At 69.3% G+C, this 21,418-nt stretch carries 18 protein-coding genes and 3 pseudogenes; 11 read left to right on the top strand and 10 right to left on the bottom strand.

Annotation, left to right across the window (positions count from 1 at the left end; genetic code table 11):
• Positions 1-67 precede the first annotated feature (67 nt).
• From ispF to B1H29_RS20300, 3 genes are all read right to left on the bottom strand, one after another.
• Complete coding sequence (gene ispF / locus B1H29_RS20315) at positions 68-571, bottom strand: 2-C-methyl-D-erythritol 2,4-cyclodiphosphate synthase (RefSeq protein WP_055417570.1); 504 nt, start codon at positions 569-571, stop codon at positions 68-70.
• A complete protein-coding gene (gene ispD / locus B1H29_RS20310; protein WP_055417571.1) occupies positions 561-1,337 on the bottom strand; it encodes a 2-C-methyl-D-erythritol 4-phosphate cytidylyltransferase in 777 nt (258 codons plus the stop codon). The genes ispF and ispD overlap by 11 nt, the downstream gene beginning before the upstream one ends.
• A gap of 284 nt (positions 1,338-1,621) precedes the next feature.
• Positions 1,622-2,104, bottom strand: coding sequence for a CarD family transcriptional regulator (locus B1H29_RS20300; protein ID WP_003953493.1), 483 nt, complete (start codon positions 2,102-2,104; stop codon positions 1,622-1,624).
• A 667-nt stretch (positions 2,105-2,771) separates the two neighbouring features.
• On the opposite strand from B1H29_RS20300, the gene B1H29_RS20290 reads away from it, so the two are divergent.
• Positions 2,772-3,527, top strand: coding sequence for a copper chaperone PCu(A)C (locus B1H29_RS20290; protein ID WP_055417572.1), 756 nt, complete (start codon positions 2,772-2,774; stop codon positions 3,525-3,527).
• Positions 3,528-3,673: 146 nt separating this feature from the next.
• Here B1H29_RS20290 and B1H29_RS20285 read toward each other — a convergent pair whose 3' ends face one another.
• Positions 3,674-4,354: a response regulator transcription factor gene (locus B1H29_RS20285; protein ID WP_043381903.1), complete on the bottom strand. Its 681-nt coding sequence runs from the start codon at positions 4,352-4,354 to the stop codon at positions 3,674-3,676.
• On the bottom strand, positions 4,351-5,622 hold the full coding sequence (locus B1H29_RS20280; RefSeq protein ID WP_055417573.1) for a sensor histidine kinase: 1,272 nt from the start codon (positions 5,620-5,622) through the stop codon (positions 4,351-4,353). The genes B1H29_RS20285 and B1H29_RS20280 overlap by 4 nt, the downstream gene beginning before the upstream one ends.
• Before the next feature lie 222 nt (positions 5,623-5,844).
• On the opposite strand from B1H29_RS20280, the gene phoU reads away from it, so the two are divergent.
• From phoU to B1H29_RS20260, 5 genes are all read left to right on the top strand, one after another.
• On the top strand, positions 5,845-6,534 hold the full coding sequence (gene phoU, locus B1H29_RS20275) for a phosphate signaling complex protein PhoU (RefSeq protein ID WP_055417574.1): 690 nt from the start codon (positions 5,845-5,847) through the stop codon (positions 6,532-6,534).
• Between the two features lie 134 nt (positions 6,535-6,668).
• Positions 6,669-6,821: a hypothetical protein gene (locus B1H29_RS37490; RefSeq protein ID WP_167392549.1), complete on the top strand. Its 153-nt coding sequence runs from the start codon at positions 6,669-6,671 to the stop codon at positions 6,819-6,821.
• Positions 6,822-7,052: 231 nt separating this feature from the next.
• Positions 7,053-7,412, top strand: a complete 360-nt coding sequence (locus tag B1H29_RS20270) for an SCO4225 family membrane protein (protein ID WP_055417575.1) — start codon at positions 7,053-7,055, stop codon at positions 7,410-7,412.
• Between the two features lie 343 nt (positions 7,413-7,755).
• Entirely contained in the window at positions 7,756-8,475 is a 720-nt protein-coding gene (locus B1H29_RS20265; protein WP_055417818.1) for a hypothetical protein, read from the top strand.
• 167 nt (positions 8,476-8,642) lie between these two features.
• Positions 8,643-9,347 carry a hypothetical protein gene (locus tag B1H29_RS20260; RefSeq protein WP_055417576.1) on the top strand — a complete coding sequence of 235 codons (705 nt, stop codon included), beginning with the start codon at positions 8,643-8,645 and terminating at the stop codon, positions 9,345-9,347.
• A 6-nt stretch (positions 9,348-9,353) separates the two neighbouring features.
• Here B1H29_RS20260 and B1H29_RS20255 read toward each other — a convergent pair whose 3' ends face one another.
• Positions 9,354-12,848, bottom strand: coding sequence for a glycosyltransferase (locus B1H29_RS20255; protein ID WP_055417577.1), 3,495 nt, complete (start codon positions 12,846-12,848; stop codon positions 9,354-9,356).
• Between the two features lie 252 nt (positions 12,849-13,100).
• Between B1H29_RS20255 and B1H29_RS20250 the strand changes: the two genes are divergently transcribed.
• Entirely contained in the window at positions 13,101-13,703 is a 603-nt protein-coding gene (locus B1H29_RS20250) for a hypothetical protein (RefSeq protein WP_055417578.1), read from the top strand.
• Between the two features lie 203 nt (positions 13,704-13,906).
• On the opposite strand, the gene B1H29_RS20245 is transcribed toward B1H29_RS20250, so the two are convergent.
• Positions 13,907-14,665, bottom strand: coding sequence for a GntR family transcriptional regulator (locus B1H29_RS20245; RefSeq protein WP_055417579.1), 759 nt, complete (start codon positions 14,663-14,665; stop codon positions 13,907-13,909).
• 331 nt (positions 14,666-14,996) lie between these two features.
• Between B1H29_RS20245 and B1H29_RS20240 the strand changes: the two genes are divergently transcribed.
• Complete coding sequence (locus B1H29_RS20240; protein ID WP_055417580.1) at positions 14,997-15,434, top strand: ATP-binding protein; 438 nt, start codon at positions 14,997-14,999, stop codon at positions 15,432-15,434.
• A gap of 278 nt (positions 15,435-15,712) precedes the next feature.
• On the opposite strand, the gene B1H29_RS20235 is transcribed toward B1H29_RS20240, so the two are convergent.
• Positions 15,713-16,084, bottom strand: coding sequence for a GIY-YIG nuclease family protein (locus tag B1H29_RS20235; protein WP_234392974.1), 372 nt, complete (start codon positions 16,082-16,084; stop codon positions 15,713-15,715).
• Positions 16,085-16,507: 423 nt separating this feature from the next.
• Here B1H29_RS20235 and B1H29_RS20230 point away from each other — a divergent pair.
• Together B1H29_RS20230 and B1H29_RS40210 are read left to right on the top strand one after the other, a co-directional pair.
• Positions 16,508-17,071 (top strand): annotated as a pseudogene (locus tag B1H29_RS20230) (chloramphenicol phosphotransferase CPT family protein); the annotation flags it as partial.
• A 76-nt stretch (positions 17,072-17,147) separates the two neighbouring features.
• Positions 17,148-17,689 (top strand): annotated as a pseudogene (locus B1H29_RS40210) (hypothetical protein); the annotation flags it as partial.
• Between the two features lie 307 nt (positions 17,690-17,996).
• Here the strand turns inward: B1H29_RS40210 and B1H29_RS20220 are convergent.
• Both B1H29_RS20220 and B1H29_RS20215 read right to left on the bottom strand, forming a co-directional pair.
• Positions 17,997-18,611 (bottom strand): annotated as a pseudogene (locus B1H29_RS20220) (cation transporting ATPase C-terminal domain-containing protein); the annotation flags it as partial.
• A 538-nt stretch (positions 18,612-19,149) separates the two neighbouring features.
• Positions 19,150-19,911 (bottom strand): phosphoglyceromutase, encoded by a 762-nt coding sequence (locus tag B1H29_RS20215; RefSeq protein ID WP_055417584.1) that lies wholly within the window; start codon positions 19,909-19,911, stop codon positions 19,150-19,152.
• A gap of 161 nt (positions 19,912-20,072) precedes the next feature.
• On the opposite strand from B1H29_RS20215, the gene B1H29_RS20210 reads away from it, so the two are divergent.
• Positions 20,073-21,398 carry an MDR family MFS transporter gene (locus B1H29_RS20210; protein WP_055417585.1) on the top strand — a complete coding sequence of 442 codons (1,326 nt, stop codon included), beginning with the start codon at positions 20,073-20,075 and terminating at the stop codon, positions 21,396-21,398.
• Positions 21,399-21,418 lie beyond the last annotated feature (20 nt).

The raw sequence follows: 21,418 nt of genomic DNA, 5'->3' as shown, positions 1-21,418 counted from the left end.
GTCGCGCCGGCGCCACCACACCCCCGGTCCAGGACACACCCGCCCCGTCGTTCTCAGCGCACCCCGCTCACCCCACCCGCACCACCAACGCCGTGGCCACCGCCATCAGCCCTTCCCCCCGCCCGGGGAACCCCAGCCCGTCCGTCGTCGCCCCGGACACCGACACCGGCGCCCCCACCGCCTGTGACAGCACCTTCTGCGCCTCGTCCCGCCGCTTGCCGATCTTCGGCCTCGGCCCGACCACCTGCACCGCGACGTTCCCGATCCGGAACCCCGCCGCCCGCACGATCCGCGCCGCCTCCGTCAGCAGCGTCACCCCGGACGCCCCGGACCACTCCGGGCGCCCGGTGCCGAAGTGCTGCCCGAGGTCCCCGACCCCCGCCGCGGAGAACAACGCGTTGCACGCGGCGTGCGCGACGACATCCGCGTCGGAGTGCCCGGCCAGCCCGGCACCCTCGCCCTCCCACTTCAGCCCGGCACACCACAGCTCCCGCCCGTCCTCGAAGGCGTGGACGTCCGTACCGATCCCGACCTGCGGCAGCGCCGGCAGCCCCTCCGGCTCAGAAGCCATCGTTCAGCCTCCTGCGCGCCAGCACGGCCTCCGCCAGCACCAGGTCGAGCGGCCGCGTCACCTTGAACGCCTCCGCGTGCCCCGGCACGGCCACCACCGTCAGCCCGAGCTGCTCGACCATGCTCGCGTCGTCGGTGACGTCGCCGGTCACCGTCTCGTGGGCGCGCACCAGCGTTCCCCGGTCGAAACCCTGCGGCGTCTGCACCGCGCGCAGCCGCGCCCGCTCCGGCGTGGCCACCACCGGCTCCGGCTCACCCGGCACGCCGGCGGGCTCGACCTGCTTGACCGTGTCGGCGAGCGGCAGCGCCGGCACCACGGCGGAGGCGCCGTCCCGTACGGCCTCGATCACGGCGTCCACCGTGTCGACCGGCACCAGCGGCCGGGCCGCGTCGTGCACGAGGACGATGTCGTACTCGGGCGGCAGGGCCTCCAGACCGAGCCGTACGGACTCCTGCCGCGACTCGCCGCCCGGCACGACGAGGAAGTCCGTCCGCTCCGGCAGCGCGTGCGCGTCGAGCAGGCTCTTGACCTCGGCGGCCCCGTCGGGCGGCGCGACGACCACGACGAGCGAGACCCCCCGGGAGGCGGCCATCGCCCGGACCGCGTGGATGAGCATGGGTGTGCCGCCCAGCGCACGGAGGGCCTTCGGGGCGCCCGGTCCGAGCCGTACGCCCCGGCCGGCGGCCGGAATCACGGCGGCGGTCCGGGTGTTCACACGGGTGCCGGGGGGCATCTCGGCGGGCGAGGGACGCGATTCGTCAGACATCGGTTCCTGTCAGGTTTGTGTGCTCGACCTAGTTGGGTATGGCCTCACCGTGCCGGGCGCGACGCCTTGACCGGACCCTTCCGTGACCCTGGTCGAGCCAGCAGCCCGGGCCCGGCACGCCAGGACCGGGGGAGAGTCTCCCGGATGATCGTACGAGGACCCGGTCCGTGACGACCCGGCCCGGGTACGAACATGCCGCAGCGCCCGGCGACAGCAAGGATGTCATCGGGCACCGCGGCATTTCAGTGCGCTGAACCGAGCGGGCAGCGGGTCTGCGCCTCGCCTCAGGAGGCGAGCACCTCGTCGAGCAGGGCCTCCGCCTTGTCCTCGTTGGTGTTCTCCGCGAGAGCGAGCTCGCTCACCAGGATCTGGCGAGCCTTGGCGAGCATGCGCTTCTCACCGGCGGAGAGTCCGCGCTCGCGCTCACGCCGCCACAGATCGCGTACGACTTCCGCGACCTTGATGACGTCGCCGGAGGCGAGCTTCTCCAGGTTTGCCTTGTAACGACGCGACCAGTTCGTGGGCTCCTCGGCGTACGGCGCGCGCAGCACCTCGAAGACCCGGTCCAGTCCGTCCTGACCGACCACATCACGCACGCCGACGAACTCCGCATTGTCCGCTGGCACACGCACCGTCAGGTCGCCCTGGGCGACCTTCAGCACCAAGTAGGTCTTGTCCACGCCTTTGATCTGGCGAGTTTCGATAGCCTCGATCAGCGCGGCCCCGTGATGGGGATAGACCACGGTGTCGCCAACCTTGAACGTCATGTGACAGGTACCCCTTCCGTGGCTATCCAGGGTAACACGGATACGGCGTCTTCTGAATGGCGTTTTCGCAGGTCAGGGCATATCTCGGGGCTTGACAACAGCAACAGGAACGTGCTGCGCCGGGCGAGCGGAAGAAAGTATTCGCAGGTCGGAGCAGTTCTCCAGGCAGGTCCAAACAGGCACGTCGCACACATCCGGAAGCCCGTCGACCTGCCCGAATAGCCCTGTATGTCCGCTTCCAGGAGTGCGACTTCCGCTACTCCGTTCGGTGACCGGGGCAGGCTTCCGGACGATTCCGGAATTGATCACCCGGTGCCCCGACCGACCCACCGATGATCCATTTCCTGGCCGTCCGCGCATTCCTTCACCCACATTTCGCGCACCGGCCGACGGCCGGTATGACAACCGGCTTCTTATGGGAATGACGGACGAGTACAAGCCACAATGCGACGCCCCGGGGCGGTCCCGCGAGCGGGCCGGGAACGCGCGCCCCGCACCCCCCGTCCGCGCGCCGGTCCTGCCGCCTGCCGGGCGAAGCCTGGCGTCTTGGGGAGGGTCGGGTGCGGCGGCCCGTGAACGGCTCGGTAGCCTGAAGCCGCTGACAGACACTTAGGGCGGCTTTATCCGTTGCCGCCACCTCGCTCGAGTCCAAGGAGTTGCCGCCGCCGTGAGCAGCAGCCTTCGACGCGGTGCCCTCGCCGCCGCCGCCATCGCGTTCTCGATCGCCTCGCTCGCCGCGTGCGGTGCCGGTCACAACGCCCAGACTCTGGACATCAAGCCGGACAACGCCGCGACGACCGTCGGTGACCTGCAGATCCAGAACGCGATCGTCATCACGCAGCCCGATCTGGAGTCGACCGGCCCGGCCGTGGTCTCCGCCACCGTGTTCAACAACGGCAGGACGGACCAGACCCTGGAGTCCATCACCGTGGCCGGCACCGGCAAGTCCGCCGAGCTGAAGCCCGCCGAGGGCGAGGAGGGCGGCAACGGCGGCCTGACCGTCCCGGCCGGCGGTTCCCTGGTCCTCGGCGGCGAGGGCAACGCCTCCGCCGTCCTGCCCAGCAGCCGCGAGGCCATCCAGGACGGCAACGCGCAGAAGATCACCTTCACCTTCAGCAAGACCGGTGAGGTGAGCCTGCGCGCCTTCGTCGTCCCCGCCGAGAGCTACTTCTCCAAGTGGGGCCCGAGCGACGTTCCGGCGGCCCCCGGCGCGTCGGCCAAGCCGTCCGAGGAGGCCTCCGGCGAGCCGTCCGACGGCCAGACCTCCGGCACCCCGGCCGACGGCGCGTCGGCCCCCGGTGCCGACGAGTCCTCGCAGGCCGGAACCGAGGCCGAGAACGGGACCGAGGACGGGAGCGCCACCGGTACGGCGACGGACGGCACCTCGCAGGAGACCGGCACCGGCACCGGCACCGGCCACTGAGCGCCGTATGACGGCACGACGAGCCGTATGACGGTACGACGGTCATGACGAAGGGCGGGACCTCTCCGTGAGGTCCCGCCCTTCGCCGTACCGCCGTACCGCCTGCGGTCGGGGCGCGGCCGCTGTGCCTGGCGCGCCCGGTCGCTCTACGGCTCGAACTTGTACCCGAGCCCTCGAACCGTCACCAGGTACCGCGGCGCGCCCGGGTCGGGCTCGATCTTGGCGCGCAGCCGCTTGACGTGGACGTCGAGGGTCTTGGTGTCACCGACGTAGTCGGCGCCCCAGACCCGGTCGATGAGCTGCATGCGGGTCAGCACGCGGCCGGCGTTGCGCAGCAGCATCTCCAGCAGGTCGAACTCCTTCAGCGGCAGGTCGACCTTGGTGCCGCCCACGGTCACGACGTGCCGGTCGACGTCCATCCGGACGGGGCCGGCCTCCAGCGCTGCCGGGGCGACCTCCTCCGGCTCGCCGCGGCGGCGCAGTACGGCACGGATGCGGGCGACCAGCTCGCGGGAGGAGAAGGGCTTGGTGACGTAGTCGTCGGCCCCTATCTCCAGTCCGACGACCTTGTCGATCTCGCTGTCCTTGGCGGTGACCATGATCACGGGAACGTTGGAGCGGCCGCGCAACTGGCGGCAGACCTCGGTGCCCGGCAGGCCGGGCAGCATCAGGTCGAGGAGAACGAGGTCGGCGCCGTTGCGCTCGAACTCGTCGAGTCCGTCGGGGCCGGTGGTCGCCACGGCGACCTCGAAACCCTCCTTGCGGAGCATGTACGACAGGACGTCGGAGAAGGACTCCTCGTCCTCGACGACGAGCACACGGGTCACGGAAGGACCTCCGGGGCGGGAAGCGTTTCGTACGGGGAAGTATGGGGGGATGAGGGGGACCGCTCGGTCTCGGCGCTGAGTCCGGCGCGGTCGGACCGCTGCTGTGCGCGGCCGCGGGACTGGCCCGACTCCGGCAGTCGCAGCGTAAAGGTGGAGCCCTGGCCTTCGGCACTCCACACCGTGACCTCCCCGCCGTGCGAGGCGACCACGTGCTTGACGATCGCGAGACCCAGACCGGTGCCTCCGGTGGCCCGGGAACGGGCCGGGTCGACGCGGTAGAAGCGCTCGAACACGCGCTCCTTGTCCTTCTCGGAGATGCCGATGCCCTGGTCGGTCACGGCGATCTCGATCAGGTCGCCGCCGGGGGCGCTCACGCGGCGGGCGGCTATGCCGACGCGGGTGCGGGCGGGCGAGTAGTTGACCGCGTTCTCGACGAGGTTGCCGAGGGCGGCGGCGAGCTGGCCGCGGTTGCCGCGTACGTGCAGATCCGCCGTTCCTCCGGCGGCCATGGTGATCTGCTTGGTGCCGGCCGCGTGCCGGCAGCGGTCGATCGCCTCGGCGACCAGCTCGTCCACCCGGACGGGCTCGGCGTCGTCTAGGGGGTCGTCGTTCTGGACCCGGGACAGGTCGATGAGCTCCTGCACCAGGTTGGTCAGCCGGGTCGCCTCGATCTGCATCCGCCCGGCGAACCGCTCCACGGCCTCCGGATCGTCCGAGGCGTCCATCACGGCCTCGGACAGCAGCGAGAGCGCGCCCACCGGCGTCTTCAGCTCATGACTCACGTTGGCGACGAAGTCGCGCCGTACGGCCTCGATGCGGCGGGCCTCGGTGAGGTCCTCGACCAGCAGCAGCACCAGCCGTGACCCGAGCGGCGCGACCCGGGCGGAGACGGCGAGCGCCTCACCCCGCCCGTTGCCGCGCCTGGGCAGATCCAGCTCGACCTGCCGTATCTCCCCGTCCCTCCTGGTGTCCCGGGCCATCTGGAGCATCGGCTCCACGGCGAGCTTGCCGCCCCGGACCAGGCCGAGGGCGTACGCCGCCGAGCTGGCCTTGACGACCGCGTCCGCCTCGTCGAGGACGACCGCGGAGGACCGGAGCACCGACAGGACGGTGTCCACGCCGGGTGGAAGGACGGGGTCCATGTGGAGCGAGGTGCGCGTGGGGCGCTTCTGCTCGCGCTCGCTCCAGCGGAACGCCAGCATGGCGATGACGCCGGTGAGTACTCCGGCGATCGCTGCCGCTGCGGCGACCGCCGCGTTCACGTCCATGCGTCCAGGTTAGGCATGGCGAACCGCCCCGCCCCAGCCATCGGACTGCGACCTCGAACACTCGTCGCCCAGAGTTCACCTTGGAGCCAGGGATGGTTCATTTGTGGTGCCGGAAACGGACGCGTACAGGCCGGAACGTGTAAGCGTGGGGGCACGGCAAGGGGCGCGAGCCGGTGCAAGCAGGTGCGAGCCCCCTAAACGGACGTACGAGAGGGAACCCTGATGCGGGACGCGTACCACGAGGAACTGGATTCGATCGGCGACGGTCTGGTGGAGATGGCCCGGCTGGTCGGGTCGGCGATCGGACGCGCCACGACCGCGATCCTCGACTCCGACCTGAAGCTGGCCGAGAACGTGATCGAGGGCGACCAGAAGGTCGACGAGCTGCACCACGCGCTGGAGGCCCGGGCCATAGCCCTGCTGGCCCGGCAGCAGCCGGTGGCGACGGACCTGCGCATCGTCGTCACCTCGCTGCGGATGTCGGCCGACCTGGAGCGCTCGGGAGACCTGGCCCAGCACGTGGCCAAACTGGCCCGGCTGCGCTACCCGGAGCGCGCGGTGCCGCACGACCTGCACGCGACCATCCTGGAGATGGGCCAGCTCGCCCAGCGCCTGATGGCGAAGGCCGCCGAGGTGATCATCACCAAGGACGTCGACCTGGCCCTCCAGCTCGAGCAGGACGACGACGCGATGGACCTGCTCCACCGCACCCTCTTCCAGCACCTGATGGACGACCGCTGGAAGCACGGCATCGAGACGGCCGTCGACGTCACCCTCCTCGGCCGCTACTACGAGCGCTACGCCGACCACGCCGTCTCGGTCGCCAAGCGCGTGGTCTACCTGGTCACCGGCGAGCACGTGGGCGACCTCCAGGCGGACATCCAGCCGGCGACGCAGGTCGAGGGGGCCTGACGCGGACCTGGGCGGCCAGGGGCGGCCGGGGACGGGAGCGGGCCGGGGGCGCGCGCGGTCACCTCAATGCGCCGTTGCTGCGACGGCCACCGAGGGCGTGCAATGGGCCCAGGCACCAGCCTCTAGGAGGAACCATGGCCGATTCCCCCACCAGCCCCGACCCCACCCGGGAACACCGCACCGAGCAGCCCCCCGAGATCCGCAGCCTGCCCCTGATCGCCGCGTGCGGCTGCGGATCGGGCTGCGGCTGCGGCTGCCAGTCGGGCAACCCCTGCCAGTGCGGCTGACGCGGCACCGGCAGCGCGCGGTAGCAGTGGAAGTACCAGTAGCCAGCAGTACGGCGGCCGGTTGGTCCCGGCCGCCGTACGGGCACGGGGTCTCGCTGACCGTACGGCCGCCCTCCCCCGCCCTTCCCTGGGTACCGCGTCGTCCGACCTGAGTACGGGTACTCAAGCCCGGGACACCGCCCCCGGCCGACCCTGAGACACAGGACGACGACCAAGGGGAGACGCCACCCGATGAACACCGGCCGGACCAGCCCGATACGCACCCTCGCCCGCCTGACCCTCGCCAACCGCGCCTCGGCGGCGTACCTCGCCCTGGTGGGCGGCGCGATGGCGGTCGCCTCGCTGGAGCCCCTCTTCACGACCGCTCCGGACGCGTCCCTCATCTGGGTCTGGCCTGCCCTGTTCACCTTCCCGGCCTTCGGCTTCGTGGCCTGGCTCGGCGAGTCGGTCTGGGGCGGCGACGCCCCGGCATGGTTCCTCATCGGCGGCATCGTGCTGTCGGCCCTGGTCCAGTCACTGGCCCTGGGCACGGCCTGGCGAACCCTGCGGGGCCACCGGGAGCGCCGGGGGCGTCTGACGACGGCGAGCTGAGACGACGCCGGCCCGGGCAGGCCGGTTGTCGGTGCCCGCGGTTAGAGTCTCGAACGCGCGGCCGGCTTCCGGGGGTTCCAGCTCCGCAGGGAATGGTTGCATCCCCGTCCTGTCCGGGGGCGGCCCGGAGATCCCGTCCGGGACCCAACCGACGGTCGGGCTCAGTCGATGACCAGGGAGAGACCTGTCAGCGCCGGCCGCGCGGCCCTTAGAGGATGTCTCACGTGGTGAGCTCGGTAAGCTTCTCGATCACGAACGATGGCTGCCCTGGCACGACCAGCCGAGGCTGATCACGCCCAGGAAATGAGTATGCGGCTGCGCGGCATCAGCCGATCATGTGAGCATGACCGATCAGCTGACGATCAGCACGTTGACTTTGCGGCACAGGATCCCGGACGACTGGGCGGCGGACCCCTGGGCCGAGGTGCGGCCTCTGATCGACGGCGTGGACGCCCTGGGAGAAGTCCACCCGGAAGGGCTGGCACCCAGCTGCCGGCACTGGACAGGCCCGGCCGAAAACTGGCCGCTGGCGGTCACGCGGGAACCGCGCAGGATCATGATCACCGAACCGACCTGCACCGCCGGCTGCTGCGGCGCCCTGTATGTCACCATGCGCCGCGAGGGCGACCGGGTGATCTGGGACGCCTGGGAGAACACCAGCGACATCACCGCCCTGCCCGCGGACATCACCTTCGACGCCGACCAGTACGAAGCCGAACTCGCGCGGGCTGCGGCGGACCGCGGCTGGGAAGAGCCGGTAGACACCGTTGCCCGGCTACTCGGACAGACCCTTGCGGACAGCGGCTGGTTCGAGCGGTGGGGCTGCGTTCTCACGGGCGTCTGGCCACGACGCGAAGAGCCCGACGTCCCCAAAGAACTCACCAGTCCCGAGGGGGTCGATGTCGAGTTCCACCACGTCCAGGCACCGGGAGAGCGTGCATGTTCCTACGCGTACGAATTGTTCATCACCAGCGATCAGCCCCTGGAGGAGCAGGTACAGCAGCTTGCGGCCAGCATTCTGGCGGACGATCCGCGGAAGACCGCTGAGCTTCGAGAACGCTGAAGGACCTCAAGGTCACGCTGGTGTTCTGGCACGGGCGACTGACAGCCGCGTCCGCTTCCGGAGGGGCCGGTCCGCTTACTTCGGGTAAAGCAGTCCGCTTCGCCGCCGCCCACCCACGACAATGGTGGGGCGTAGACACTGCGGGAGGGGAGGACCCGATTCAATCGGTGCTTGAGAACATCGCCATCGGCCTGGTGACAAGCCTGCTCGGTGGCGGGCTCGTGTGGCTGTGGGAGCGGGCCAAGCGAACCCGGGAGGTGAACAAGAGGGCGGGGTTCTTCGGTGTTCGGCCTGGGCAGACGTGCCTGGTGGTGCTGGGAAACAAGTACAACTCCCCCGGGACCGCGACCTATCGGGACATCCGGGCCGCGATGGGCCTGGCCCTGCTCGCGGGCGAGCTCGGCTGTGATGTCCTCATCGAGTCAGGGGACTTCCGTGGCAGCAACGGCGATCGCACCGAGTTCTGCGTGGGCGGCCCGGCGGGAGGCTCCAACCTACGCACAGGCGGGCACCTGGCCGCTCATCTTCCCGGTGTCACGGTTCATCCGTACGACGCCACGAACCCGTACTCGGTCGCCATCGAAGTCGGGGGCGAGAAGTACCTGTTCGACCGGGGTAACCAGGAGTACGTGCTCGTCGCGAAGTTCGTCCCTGAGGAGTCGGGCAATCCGGTGTTCCTCGTCTGCGGGCAGAGCTCCACGGCGAATCTCGCCGCCATCCACTTCCTACGGCGTGAGTTCACGCGGGTGGCCGAACAGATATCCTCCGTCCAACGGTTCTGCATACTCATCAAGGTCTCCGGCATCGGCACCTACGACCACCATCGCGCGGCACTGGAACGGGACGTGTCCGCCGCCGCGTTCGCGCAGTGAGGCGACCTACTGCGGCGAGATCTCGCCGAGGACCGCGGCAGCGGCGTGCTCCCAGCGCACCCGCCGGGCGAGATCGTCGCGGAGCTGGGCCGCCTGCTGGAACGCACCGATCCGGTCGCGCAGCTTGCGTTCGATGTCACGGGCCCAGGTCTCCGCATCCGTCTCGGTGTCACCCGACACCTCGACGACGAACGAACTGGCCTGTTCGTCCCCCAGCTCCTCACGCAGCAACTCGCCCAACCCGCTCGTAGAGCTGACCAGCACTGGGATCCCGCGGATGATCGCTTCGAGGCCGGTCAGCCCGAATCCCTCCCTGCGGGACGGCATGATCACCAGCCACGCGGTGTTCAGGTCGTCCTCGATGCGATCTCGCTCTGAGGTGTAGACCCGTACCACGACGTCAAGTCGCGGATTCGCGGCCTGCTTCACCAGCTCGTCGCGGGCCGCGTTCACGTCGGTCACGGGCGCACCGCGCACCAGTAGCCGTACACCGCGCCGGATGCCGGCGTCACGCAACCGCGCCTCGACCTTGCCACAGGCCACGGCGGCGAGGTCGAGACCCTTGAGCTGGGCGTCTTCGACCCGGCCCAGCAGCAGTACCCGAGCAGGGCCTCCCTCAGGCGGCACACGGTCGCCATCGGGCACCGCGCTGTCGAACCCGGGATCCAGCCGCAGTGGTGGCAGCCCGTGCGCGGTCCTGAAGTCGCTGAGGAACTCCTGGTGCAGCCGAGGGCCCACCGCCACCACGCGATGAGCGGTCCTGCCCAGGGTCCGCTCGATTGCCGTGCGGTTCTCGGCCCGAAGCCCGGCGTCGTGAGACCGGTCGAGCTTGTACCACTCGATCTCGTCCGGAGACATGTGGAGGAAGTGCAGGCGCCGGGCTTCGGGGAAGAAGTCCTCGGCCAGTTTCTGTGCCGCGGGACCGGTGATCCGGCCGTGCCCCAGGACCAGGTCGGGCGCCACACCGTCGGGTAGCTCAGGCCGACTGGTCAGTCGCATGTCCTCGGAAGCCCCGGGCCGGTCAGGCGCCGGAAGCAGCGAAACGCCGTTCGCTCCGGCGGCTTCCGCCTCCGCGGTGCTCGCCTCCAGTACGACGCAGAAGACCCGGGCGCCGGCCGCGGCCAGCGCCTGGCACAGGTCACGGTTGAACGTACTCAGACCGCCCTGCGAAGACGCCCATTCGGTGGCCACGGAGAGGACGACCGGGCCTTCCTCCGAGTGCTCCGCCCCGTCACGATCGGCACGCTTCTGTGCGACCTCCTCCTCCGGCCCGGCCTTCCCCCGGCCGTCCTCGCCCGTGTCGGCCGCGCCGTCCTGTCGGCTCGACGACGCCTGAGCAGGGATGCGAAGTACGGCGCTCGCCCGCGCCACCGCGTCGACCAGGTCGACCTGAGTCTCCTCATGCAGGATCACCGCACCGTCGGGGTCGGGAAGCAGCAAGAAGTCGATCAGGTCGTTCTGCAGCGATATGGAAGCCAACTCGTCCCTGGCCACCGAGAGTTCCTCGGCGGCCTGCTCTCGGTCGCCGCCGATGAAGTGGGCCATGGCGGCGTTGTAGTGGCACAGCGCGCGACCATACGGATCCTCGGTGAGCCCGAGCGCGCGTCGCGACCAGGCGAGCGCGTCATCCTCACGGCCCGTGGCCAGGTTCAGGTACATGAGACAATTCGCTGCCGACCAGTCCGGGTCCAGCTCGAAGGACGACTGGAAGCGGGCACGTGCGCGGGCCATGTCGCCGGCCACGTACGCGGCGAACGCGGCCGTTCGATGGTTGGCCGCGAGTTTGCTGCGCAGTCGTCCTGTGGCCTTCGAAAACCAGTTCTCGGCCGGCCAGGTCCGCAGTGGTACGCGCACCCGCTCGGCGGTGAGCCGACCGCCGAGGGCCTCGATGCGCCCGGCGGCCGCCCTGAAGTCCGCGGAGTCGGACAGGCGCACGTCGTCCGTGTCCGCCGCGAACAACCACCGCTCGACTTCGTGATCGCGGTATGCGCAGGTGACAGTGGTGATATCGAGCGCTCGGGGTTCGCCCGCGTTGAGGACCGCGTAGTGGAGGTAGTCAACATGCAGAGCGGCGGCCGGGCCGGCCTCGGGCAGCTTGTCCATAGCGTCGAAGCTGGATTCCAAATGCTTCGCGTCCATGTGGTGGCAACACGTCGGATAGATCCGCAGCGGCCCATCCGCGAACTCGTGCAGCACACAGAAGAGCCGGTTGATCAGCATGGCCCGGACACTGGTCCGGCTGATGGCTTGCGCGTGGGGCATCGACCCGAGGGTGCGCGCAGACCACAGCCGGCAGTAGACCTCGTCGAAGAGGTCCGCGTCGCCGGCCAGACGCACGGGCACGTCGTCGGCGAGGAGGCCATCCGCTACGAGCGATTCCCTGCACCGGTCGTACTGCTCGCGTGTGATCTCCGGCTGCCCGCCCATGCAGTAGGCGAACCAGGTCTCATCCGGCGTCGCGTGGTCAAGTGCCGAGGTCAGGACGTTGAAGGCGATGAGCTCACTCCGGTTCATCGCACGTACGGCACGGATCAGTGGCCGGTCGAGGACATTGCGGTCGCCCATCTCCATGCGTGACCTGATGCCTTCGAGCACCTCGGGACTGAGGTCCATGTAGTCCGCGAGACCGTTCTTCACGCGGGCGAACATCTCGTGGCAGTAGAGCTGGATCGCGTAGGGGTTGCCGTCAGTGATCCGTCTCAGGGAGGGCACCAGGTTCTCGGAGATCAAGCCGCCGTAGATCCCGGCGCTGCCCAGCGGACGCGTCACGCAGTCTTCGATGTCGACGTCCTCGACGAAACTCCTGACCTCGATCTCCCTGAACTGCCGGAGGATCGGCGCCTGCACGTCCTTGATCCGCTCGATCAGCTCAGAGGTGCCGGCGAACACCAGCACGAGCCCGTCGACACGGGTGGTGAGGAAACGGAGGATCGCCAGTGCGCGCTCGTCGTCTGCGATCAACTGAGCCTCGTCGACGAACAGCGCGATGGGATGTCCGAGGAGCCGCACGAAGAAGGACAGATCCTCACGAAGGGCGGCTTCCGGCACGCGGGAATCGGCTCCGGTGAGGGCCAGCGCCTCCGGGAACTGCAGTGGGGCCACGGTCGAGGCCTCAGCGGCTCCGGCCATCACGCGGCGCACGGCCGCCGCGTCGAAGGCGATGTCCCTGCCGCTCTGGGCGACTGCCTTCAGGACCGCCGGTACCAACTCGTCGTAAACCTTGCGAAAGAAGGCGATCGGCTCGCCCTCACCCTTGATCAGTTCTACTCGGACCGTGGTCAGTCCGCGTTCGGCGGCCATCCGCTCGGCGGCGTAGAGCAGGCTCGTCTTCCCGCTGGCCCGCTGGCCGTGCAGCACGACACAGACCGATGGCTCACCGACGGCCGCCTGGTCCAGCTCGCCCTCGATGACCTTCGCTTCTCCGCCCCGTCCGGCGAAGAGTGCGGCATCGCGTACTGGGTGCCGATAGTCGTACGGATTGCGTACCTGCGAGATGTCCACGGGCCCCCTCACCTCGTGACAATCGTACGATCTCCGGCGTGCGCCAGGGCCTGTCCGCGGCATTTTCCAGGCACCGCGGGACCGGCCGGGGCAGCCCGCCGCGCCCACCGCACGCATGCGCCGCACACACGCGGGACCGGTGGAGCGGCAGGAGGCGGCGGCCGTGCGCCGCGCTGCACGGCACGGACCTCGCGAAGGAGGCCGCGCACAACTCGGATGACGGAGACCTCAGATCGGCGCTAGCGTGCGGCTGTGATCAACAGTGAGGGAACCCGCCTGGGTACGGAGGCCGCGCGTCGCCTGGCGCGGTCAGGTCTGTACGAGTTCGAACCGGGGCTGACGGACGCCGAGTTCACGCGCATCGAGCGCGAGTACGGCTTCGAGTTCGCGGACGATCACCGGGCGTTCCTCGCGGCCGGCCTACCGGTCAACACCCCTCCCGAGGACGGCCAGACCTGGTCGAGGCCGTGGCCGGAGTGGCGCGACGGTGACCGGGACAGTTGGCGGCGACAGCTCGACTGGCCGGTCGAGGGCGTCCTGCTCGACGTCGAGCACAACGGGTTCTGGTACGAGGGCTGGGGCGAGCGTCCGGCCGACGCGGCGACCGCGCTGGGCACGGCACGGCATCACCTTGCGGAGGCACCGGTACTCGTCCCCGTGTATGCCCACCGGTACCTGCCCGCCGGCCGGGGACACTTCGGGCATCCGGTGCTCTCGATGTGGCAGACCGACATCATCTATTACGGGCTGGACCTGGTCGACTACCTGCACAAGGAGTTCGACGAGGTGCGGGGCGAGGTCGACGCCCACTGGAAGCCGCGAGCGACGGCCCCTTTCTGGCGAGACCTCCTCTGACACACCCGCGTCCAGTGGAGCGGCTTCGGGCCGGAGCCGCTCCGGGGCGAGTGATCACGGCCCGCAACCATCCGGCGGGCCGGGGGCAGTCTGTGGACCTGCCCGTCGAAGCACGACCCTGGCGGCCATGGTCATACAGATTCGCTCCGAAGTGAACCGCATGAACCGCCCGTGGAGCCCATCGCCCCCCACGTGTTCTGGACTCACGCGTCGAAGTCGTACTCCAGGATGTACGAGGCGGCGTCCAGCGTCATCTCGTTGAACTCGACGGGGCGGCCTTCGTCCGTAAACGCGGTGCGGCAGATGAGGATGACCGGGGTGCCCGCGGAGATGCTCAACTGTGTGGCCTCGTCCTTCGACGGCATACGTGAGCGGATCTCTTCGCGGAAGTGCACCGGTTTGCAGCCGAGTTCGGCGAGCCTGGCGTACGTGCCACCCGGTCCGGTGTCCTCCCGGACGATCGGGGACCCGGCGACCAGTGACACGGGCAGGTAACTCGTCGCGAGCAGGACTGGCTTGCCGTCCAGTACGAAGCGTCGGCGCCGCACGCACACCGTCTCCTCGCCGGCCAGCTCCAGAACCCCGCTGACGTGGTCGGACGCGGCTTCCTCGGACACCGTGACGTGGTCCACCTCGAGTGAGCGGTCCTCGACGTCCGCCGCCCAGACGGAACGGCCGTTACCCCACTGCTGTCGGGCCAGGCGCTGGATGCCTCGGCGCCGTAGCGGACGGAACTCCCGGACGAACACGCCGGCGCCCTTGCGTGCTTCGACGACACCTTCGTCCCGCAGGACGCTCAAGGCCTGGCGTGCCGTCATGCGGGCCACGCCGTACGTGGCCATGAGGTCGTTCTCCCCCGGCAGCCGATCACCAGGACCGTACTCGCCCGACTGGATCGCCTCGCGCAGGGCTTCCGCGATCCGCTGGTACTTGGGCCGACGGTCGTCTTCGGTGTGGGCCATCCCGTAGCTCCCCTTCCTTCTCTAGACACCTTAGGCCACAGGTCGGGTGTTCGCTCGCTGCATGTAGTCGCGATGCCGGGGGTCCGCTCACCCACCTTGACATCTCTAGAGACAACCCGGGAACCTAGATGTCTAGAGAGGCTGAGTCGTGGCCTTCGGCCTGAGGGTGAGGGGTGCTGTATGGCGTCGTCCGGGATGGGGCCTTCTCCTGCTGTGGTTTCCGTGGTGAGACCGTCGAGGCCGGCGCTGGTCAGCGCAGACAAAGGCAAGTGCCGTGGTCGAATGCGGCGTTGTCTCCACTGCGACGACAGCGGCGGGGAGTGAGTTCAGGGTGGCCTACACCATCGACCGCTACCCCTGCGAGGACGCACCGCGCCTCGGCGCGATGACCTTGCACCCTGTCGCGGAGTCCGTTCCTCGGGCACGGCGCTGGTTCCGGAAGCTCATCACTCCCTACTATCCGGCCTGCTCGGTCGACGACTGCCTCCTGATGCTCTCGGAGTTGATCACGAACGCCGTCGTCCATGGCAAGTCGGACGAGCCCTGGGTCGTCCGGGTGGAGTGGTTCCGCGAGGGGACTTCCCTCCGGGTCGAAGTGCACAACCCGGGGCTCCCGGGGAGCGTCCGGCTGAGGCACCCCGACGCCGACGACGCGCACGGGCGCGGGCTGCTCCTGGTCGATTCCATCGCTCACTCGTGGCACGCCGGGCCCAGCCACCTCGGAGGAACGGCCGTCTCCTTCGAAATGGCCGATGCCTGGCCGTCCTGAGCACGGCCTGATCGTCCAGCCACCGGCCCAGGAGGCTGCCCGGGCCCACCAGTAAGCCCCCGCGCTGCGAGGTAGCCACGGCGCGGGGGCTCGATGCTGTGGGCTTACTTCTTCTTGCCCTGGGTGTTGTCGGGGATCTTGGGGAGCTGGGTTCTCGCTGGTCAGGACGGTGCTCGTGGGCGGCCCAGCGGTCGCATTGGTCGTTGTCGGCCACTGCTGAGTGACCTCGGACGACCCAGGGACGGCCCAGGCAATGGCCCGACGACTCGTTCGGTGACCTACGAGCTGATAGGCAACTCCCGCGCCCGTTGGCGCGCTTGGGCCCGTAACTCCTTCAGGCGACTGTGGAACGCATTGTGGCGGTTCTGGTCGAGGTTCAGCGGAAGGTCGAGTTGGGAGATGAGCTGTGACTCCAGGTCCCACGGTTCGCTCTGCTCGATCCAGCACGCCCGCGCATTGTCCGCCATCCACTGACTCAGGGTGGCTTCACCAGCCTTGCCGAAGGTCATCCGCTTGCCGCTGCCCACGCGGCGCAACTCAAGTCCGAGCAGACAGCCGAGGGTGAGCCGCAAGGTCGAGCCGGCCGCGTTGCCCCGGTAGTGGTAGCGCACCCGCTTGCGCAGGTTCTGGGTGCTGGTCCGGTTCGCCATGTACCGCGGAGCTATACCGACGTACAGCAGGCGCCCGGCCTTCAGGTCGGGGTGGGGCGGCTGCTCGAAGTGCCACCCGTAGACCCCTGCCGCCGCCGGGACAGGGCTCGAACGAACCAGGACCTCCTGCGCCGACCACAAGTGGTCGGGACTGACGAGAGCAGTAGCTTCCACGGCACCTCCAGGCGCGCGACGGCTGATCGTCGCAGGCTACTGGTCGCCGCGCTACGCCTGCGCCCACCGCTTCATCGTCAGTCCACACACCTCACGGTGATCACCGGTGGCCGCAGCCGTCTCCGCACCAGGTCCCACCCACTCGATCACAATCCGTGTTCGGACCGGGTCTCTTGCGAACCCCGCTGGTCGCCGAGATTTGCTGGCAATCTCCTGAGCGCGGCGGCGGCAACGTGTGATCATGCCGATATGGCATTTGGTCGGATCATCTTCCTCAACGGCACCTCCAGTTCAGGGAAGTCGAGCATCGCCAGTGAGCTTCTGGGCATCCTGGACGATGGTGTCTTCTTCCACATGGCGGTCGACGGCTTCAACGCGATGCGCAGCAAGCGGGAGCTCGGGGCGGAGGAGCTCGATGCCGCGCTGCGGCGGACCAGGCTGGGTTTCCACAGCTCGATCGCGGCCATGGCGGAGTCGGGCAACGACATCGTGGTTGACCATGTGCTGAGCGAGCCGTGGCGGCTGCTCGACTGCCTGGCCGTGCTGCGGCCCGAGGACGTGCTATTCGTCGGTGTTCACTGCCCGTTGGACGAGCTGGCCCGCCGCGAACTGGCCCGAGGCGATCGCCCGCCGGGCCTTGCGGCGCACCAGTACGACCTGGTCCACGGTCACGGTGACTACGACCTGGAGTGCGACACCAACACGGCTAGCCCACGTGAATGTGCGCAGCGGATCAAAAGGTTTCTCCCGCACCGCCCCAGACCCACCGCCTTCACCCGCCTCCGCCAACGCCACCTGACTCACGGCCGGGAAACCGCTGCCGGCGTGAGCCATGCCTACTCGGCCGTTGGTTCACTCGTAATGCGCCTGAGTACCTGGACTGATCCTTGGCAACGGCGCGAAAGGCCCGCGCGTCTACGACTGGGCCGCGGCCCAACTGCCCGCCATCGACGACTTCGACGGCGATCAGCCCACCCATCAGCGCTGGGTCCTGGCCCGCCGCAGCCTGGCCCGCCCGGGAGAGATCGCCTACTACCTCGCCTACGCGCCCAACGGCACCGCCGTTGCCGAACTCGTGCGCGTCGCCGGGACTCGCTGGGCGATCGAGGAAGCCTTCCAGGCCGCGAAGAACGAGTGCGGCCTCGACCAGTACGAGGTCCGCCGGTATCCGGGGTGGTACCGGCACATCACCCTGGCCATGCTCGCTCACGCCTTTCTCGCCGCCATAGCGTCAGCGGCGGCCGAAAAGGGGGGCTCAAGTCATACCGAGGCCGAAGGCCGGGAGCCTCCTTGCGAGGCCACGAAAACGGTAACGGGGCGGCAGAAACGGTTCCGGCGTTCTCGAACCGCTCACCGTGGCAGAAATCCGGCGACTCCTGGCAGTTGGCCGCTCATCGCCGACACACTGCTGGCGCACCGGCCACGCGATGAGCTGGTCCCACTGGCGCAGGCGCCACCAGGCCATCGCCAGACGCTGCCACTACCGCCGCCGCACCCGAGGTCACGAGCTCCCGCAAGCTGACGGAGCATCAGCCGAGTACACTCAGAAAATCGGCTCTGACCAGCGGCGATAGCGAACTGCGACTGGAGTACTAGGGCCTTCGTCGCGGACGTGAGCACTTGGCGGCCGAGTGTCCTCCGTACGCTCAGATGAGCGCCGCGAGGACACTTGGCGCCGGAATGCTCACGCTTTTCGGACCGGGTGTCCTCCCCGCGCCGGAACCGCCCGGCCCTCCGGCTAGGCCGGTACGCGGCGGTCGACCCACCTCCACAGAAGTTCCAGCACGGTCGCCGCCACCGCCGCGATGCCGACGGCGGTCCACGGCATCGTCACGCCCACCAGCTTCAGCGCGAAGAAGTCCTGGAGCCACGGCACCACCAGCACCACCAGGAAGGCCGCGCCCATCGCCGCCACCAGCACCACCCGCCACCAGGTGTAGGGGCGGGCGACGATCGCCAGCACCCACATCGAGATCAGGAACAGCGTCAGCGTCGCCGCGCTCGTCTCCGCGTCCAGCGCCCCCGGACCCACGTAGTGCTGCCGGGCGAGGAGGTACGTCGCGAAGGTCGCCACCCCGGCCACCGCCCCGCCCGGGACCGCGTACCGCATCACGCGCCGTACGAAGTGCGGCTTGGCCCGCTCCTTGTTCGGGGCGAGGGCGAGGAAGAAGGCCGGGACGCCGATGGTGAGCGTGGAGAGCAGCGTGAGGTGCCGGGGCAGGAACGGGTACTCGACCTGCGAGCAGACCACCAGGATCGCCAGCAGCACCGAGTACACGGTCTTCACCAGGAACAGGGTCGCGACCCGGGTGATGTTGCCGATGACCCGGCGGCCCTCGGCCACCACCGACGGCGGGTGCCGACCGACCAGGCGAGCGTGTGCCTCGCTGGACCCCCACCGGCCTTCACCACGCTGCCGGTTCCGTCGACCAGAGGTAAGCGGAAAGTCTGGTTGAGCCCGTACGGAAGCGTCCTTCCGTAGCGACTTGAATGAAGTGGCTCTGGGCTGCGGAACCTTGGGATTTGCCATAGTTGCGGACTGTATGACGGAGGAGGCACGCTGCTTTCCGGGCGCAATACCGCATACCACTCCACAGGGGGGTTCCGTGTCTGAGGTAGTCGCGGCTGTGATCGGCGCAGTGGGGGCCGTCATGGCCGCCTGGATCATGCGGCCGATCCGAGCAAAGCAGGTAGCCAGCGTCGACCACTCCAGCGGTCCAGATCAGGTTTCCGTCGGTCATCAATCAAGGAGGTGACATAGGAGGGCACCAAGGCGTCAGCCTGCTGTTTAGCGAGCGGACGTACCATCGACGGCCCCACGACGGCCCCGGTGCACCGAAAAGCCCCCTCCCGGCGGAGAAACCGCAGGTAGGGGGCTCATTCGTGGACGCCTACTTCTTCTTGCCCTGGTTTTTCACGGCCTCGATCGCCGCCGCGGCCGCGTCCGGGTCCAGGTAGGTTCCGCCCGGGTTCTGCGGCTTGAACTCGGCGTCCAGTTCGTAGGAGAGCGGGATGCCGGTCGGGATGTTCAGGCCCGCGATGTCGGCGTCGGAGACGCCGTCGAGGTGCTTGACCAGGGCGCGGAGCGAGTTGCCGTGCGCCGCGACCAGGACCGTGCGGCCGGTGAGGAGGTCGGGGACGATCGCGTCGAACCAGTACGGGAGCATCCGGACGACGACGTCCTTGAGGCACTCCGTCTGGGGGCGCAGCTCCGGCGGGAGCATCGCGTAACGCGGGTCGGAGAACTGGGAGTACTCGGCGTCGCGGTCCAGCGCGGGGGGCGGGGTGTCGTAGGAGCGGCGCCACAGCATGAACTGCTCCTCGCCGAACTCGGCGAGGGTCTGGGCCTTGTCCTTGCCCTGGAGGGCGCCGTAGTGGCGCTCGTTCAGCCGCCAGTGGCGGTGGACGGGGATCCAGTGGCGGTCGGCGGCCTCCAGCGCGAGCTGGGCCGTGCGGATCGCGCGCTTCTGGACGGACGTGTGGACCACGTCGGGCAGCAGGCCGGCGTCCTTGAGCAGCTCGCCGCCGCGCGTCGCCTCCTTCTCGCCCTTCGGGGTGAGGTTGACGTCCACCCAGCCGGTGAACAGGTTCTTCTCGTTCCACTCGCTCTCGCCGTGGCGGAGGAGGATCAGCTTGTACGGTGCGTCGGCCATGGCTCCGAGCGTAATCGAACCGCCCGACCGCCCGCGCGCCGCGCCCGCCGGTCGGACAGTTGACGAGAAGTGTTAATCGAGTGGCCTCCCGCAGCTCTCTGCTCGTAAGTTGTGCTCACCGCCAGAGCCACTTACAGCCGCATTTCGTCCACGGGGGTCCCATGACAGTCGCCGGAGTGAGACGTGCCGCGCGGGAGTCCGTCTCCGGGCTCCCCCGCGAGTTCTGGTGGCTGTGGACCAGCACCCTGGTCAACCGGCTCGGGGCCTTCGTCGCCACCTTCATGGCGCTGTACCTGACCATCGACCGCGGGTACTCCGCCTCGTACGCCGGACTGGTGGCGGCTCTGCACGGGCTGGGCGGGGTCGTGTCCTCGCTGGGCGCCGGGGTGATGACCGACCGGCTCGGGCGGCGGCCCACGCTGCTGGTCGCGCAGGCCTCCACCGCGCTGTCCGTCGCCCTGCTCGGCTTCATGCGGGACCCGGTCGCCATCGCGGCCGTCGCCTTCCTGGTCGGCATGGCGAGCAACGCCTCCCGGCCCGCCGTGCAGGCGATGATGGCGGACATCGTGCGGCCCGAGGACCGTATCCGGGCCTTCTCGCTCAACTACTGGGCCATCAACCTCGGCTTCGCGGTCTCCTCCATGGCGGCCGGGTTCATCGCCGAGGTCAGTTACCTCGCCGGGTTCCTGATCGAGGCGGGCATGACCATGGCCTGCGCCGTCCTGATCTTCGTGAAGCTGCCCGAGTCCCGGCCGCGGAAGGGCACCGAGGAGGAACGGGCCGCTGCCGAGAGCACGCCCGTCTCCCTCGTGACCGTCCTGCGCGACGGGCGCTACATGAGCGTCGTCGGGCTGTCCTTCCTCATCGCCCTGATCTTCCAGCAGGCCTACGTGGGGCTGCCGGTGGCCATGGGCGAGGCAGGGTTCACGCCGGCCGACTTCGGCATGGCGATCGCCGTCAACGGTGTCCTGATCGTCGTACTTCAGATTCCCGTCACCCGGTTCATCGAGCACCGGGATCCGCGGCTGCTGCTCGTCGCCTCGTCCCTGCTGGCCGGGTACGGGTTCGGGCTCACCGCCTTCGCCGGGTCGGTCGGCGTCTTCGCGCTCACCGTGTGCGTGTGGACGCTGGCCGAGATCGTCAACGCGCCGACCCAGACCGGGCTCGTCGTCCGTCTCTCCCCCGTGCACGGGCGCGGGCGCTACCAGGGGATGTACACCATGTCCTGGGCGGTCGCCGCCCTCGTCGCCCCGCTGATGTCCGGTTTCGTCATCGACCGCTGGGGCGCCGAGTGGCTGTGGGGCGTCTGCGCGGTCGTCGGCACGGTGGCGGCGGTGGGGTACTGGGCGCTCATGCGGGGGCTGCCGGAGGAGGAGACGTTCGCCTCCGAGGTTCCGGAAGCCACCGGGCCCACCGGTGCCGGGCCCACCGATGCCGGGCCCACCGGTGCCCCCGCGCCCGCCAAGACCGAGGTCGGTGCGGCCTGACGGCAGCCTGCGCACGCCCG

Source organism: Streptomyces pactum (assembly GCF_002005225.1).
In the GTDB taxonomy this organism is placed as follows: Bacteria; Actinomycetota; Actinomycetes; order Streptomycetales; family Streptomycetaceae; genus Streptomyces; species Streptomyces pactum_A.
Note: the sequence above shows the minus strand (reverse complement) of the source record. Positions and strands in the feature narration are given on the sequence as shown.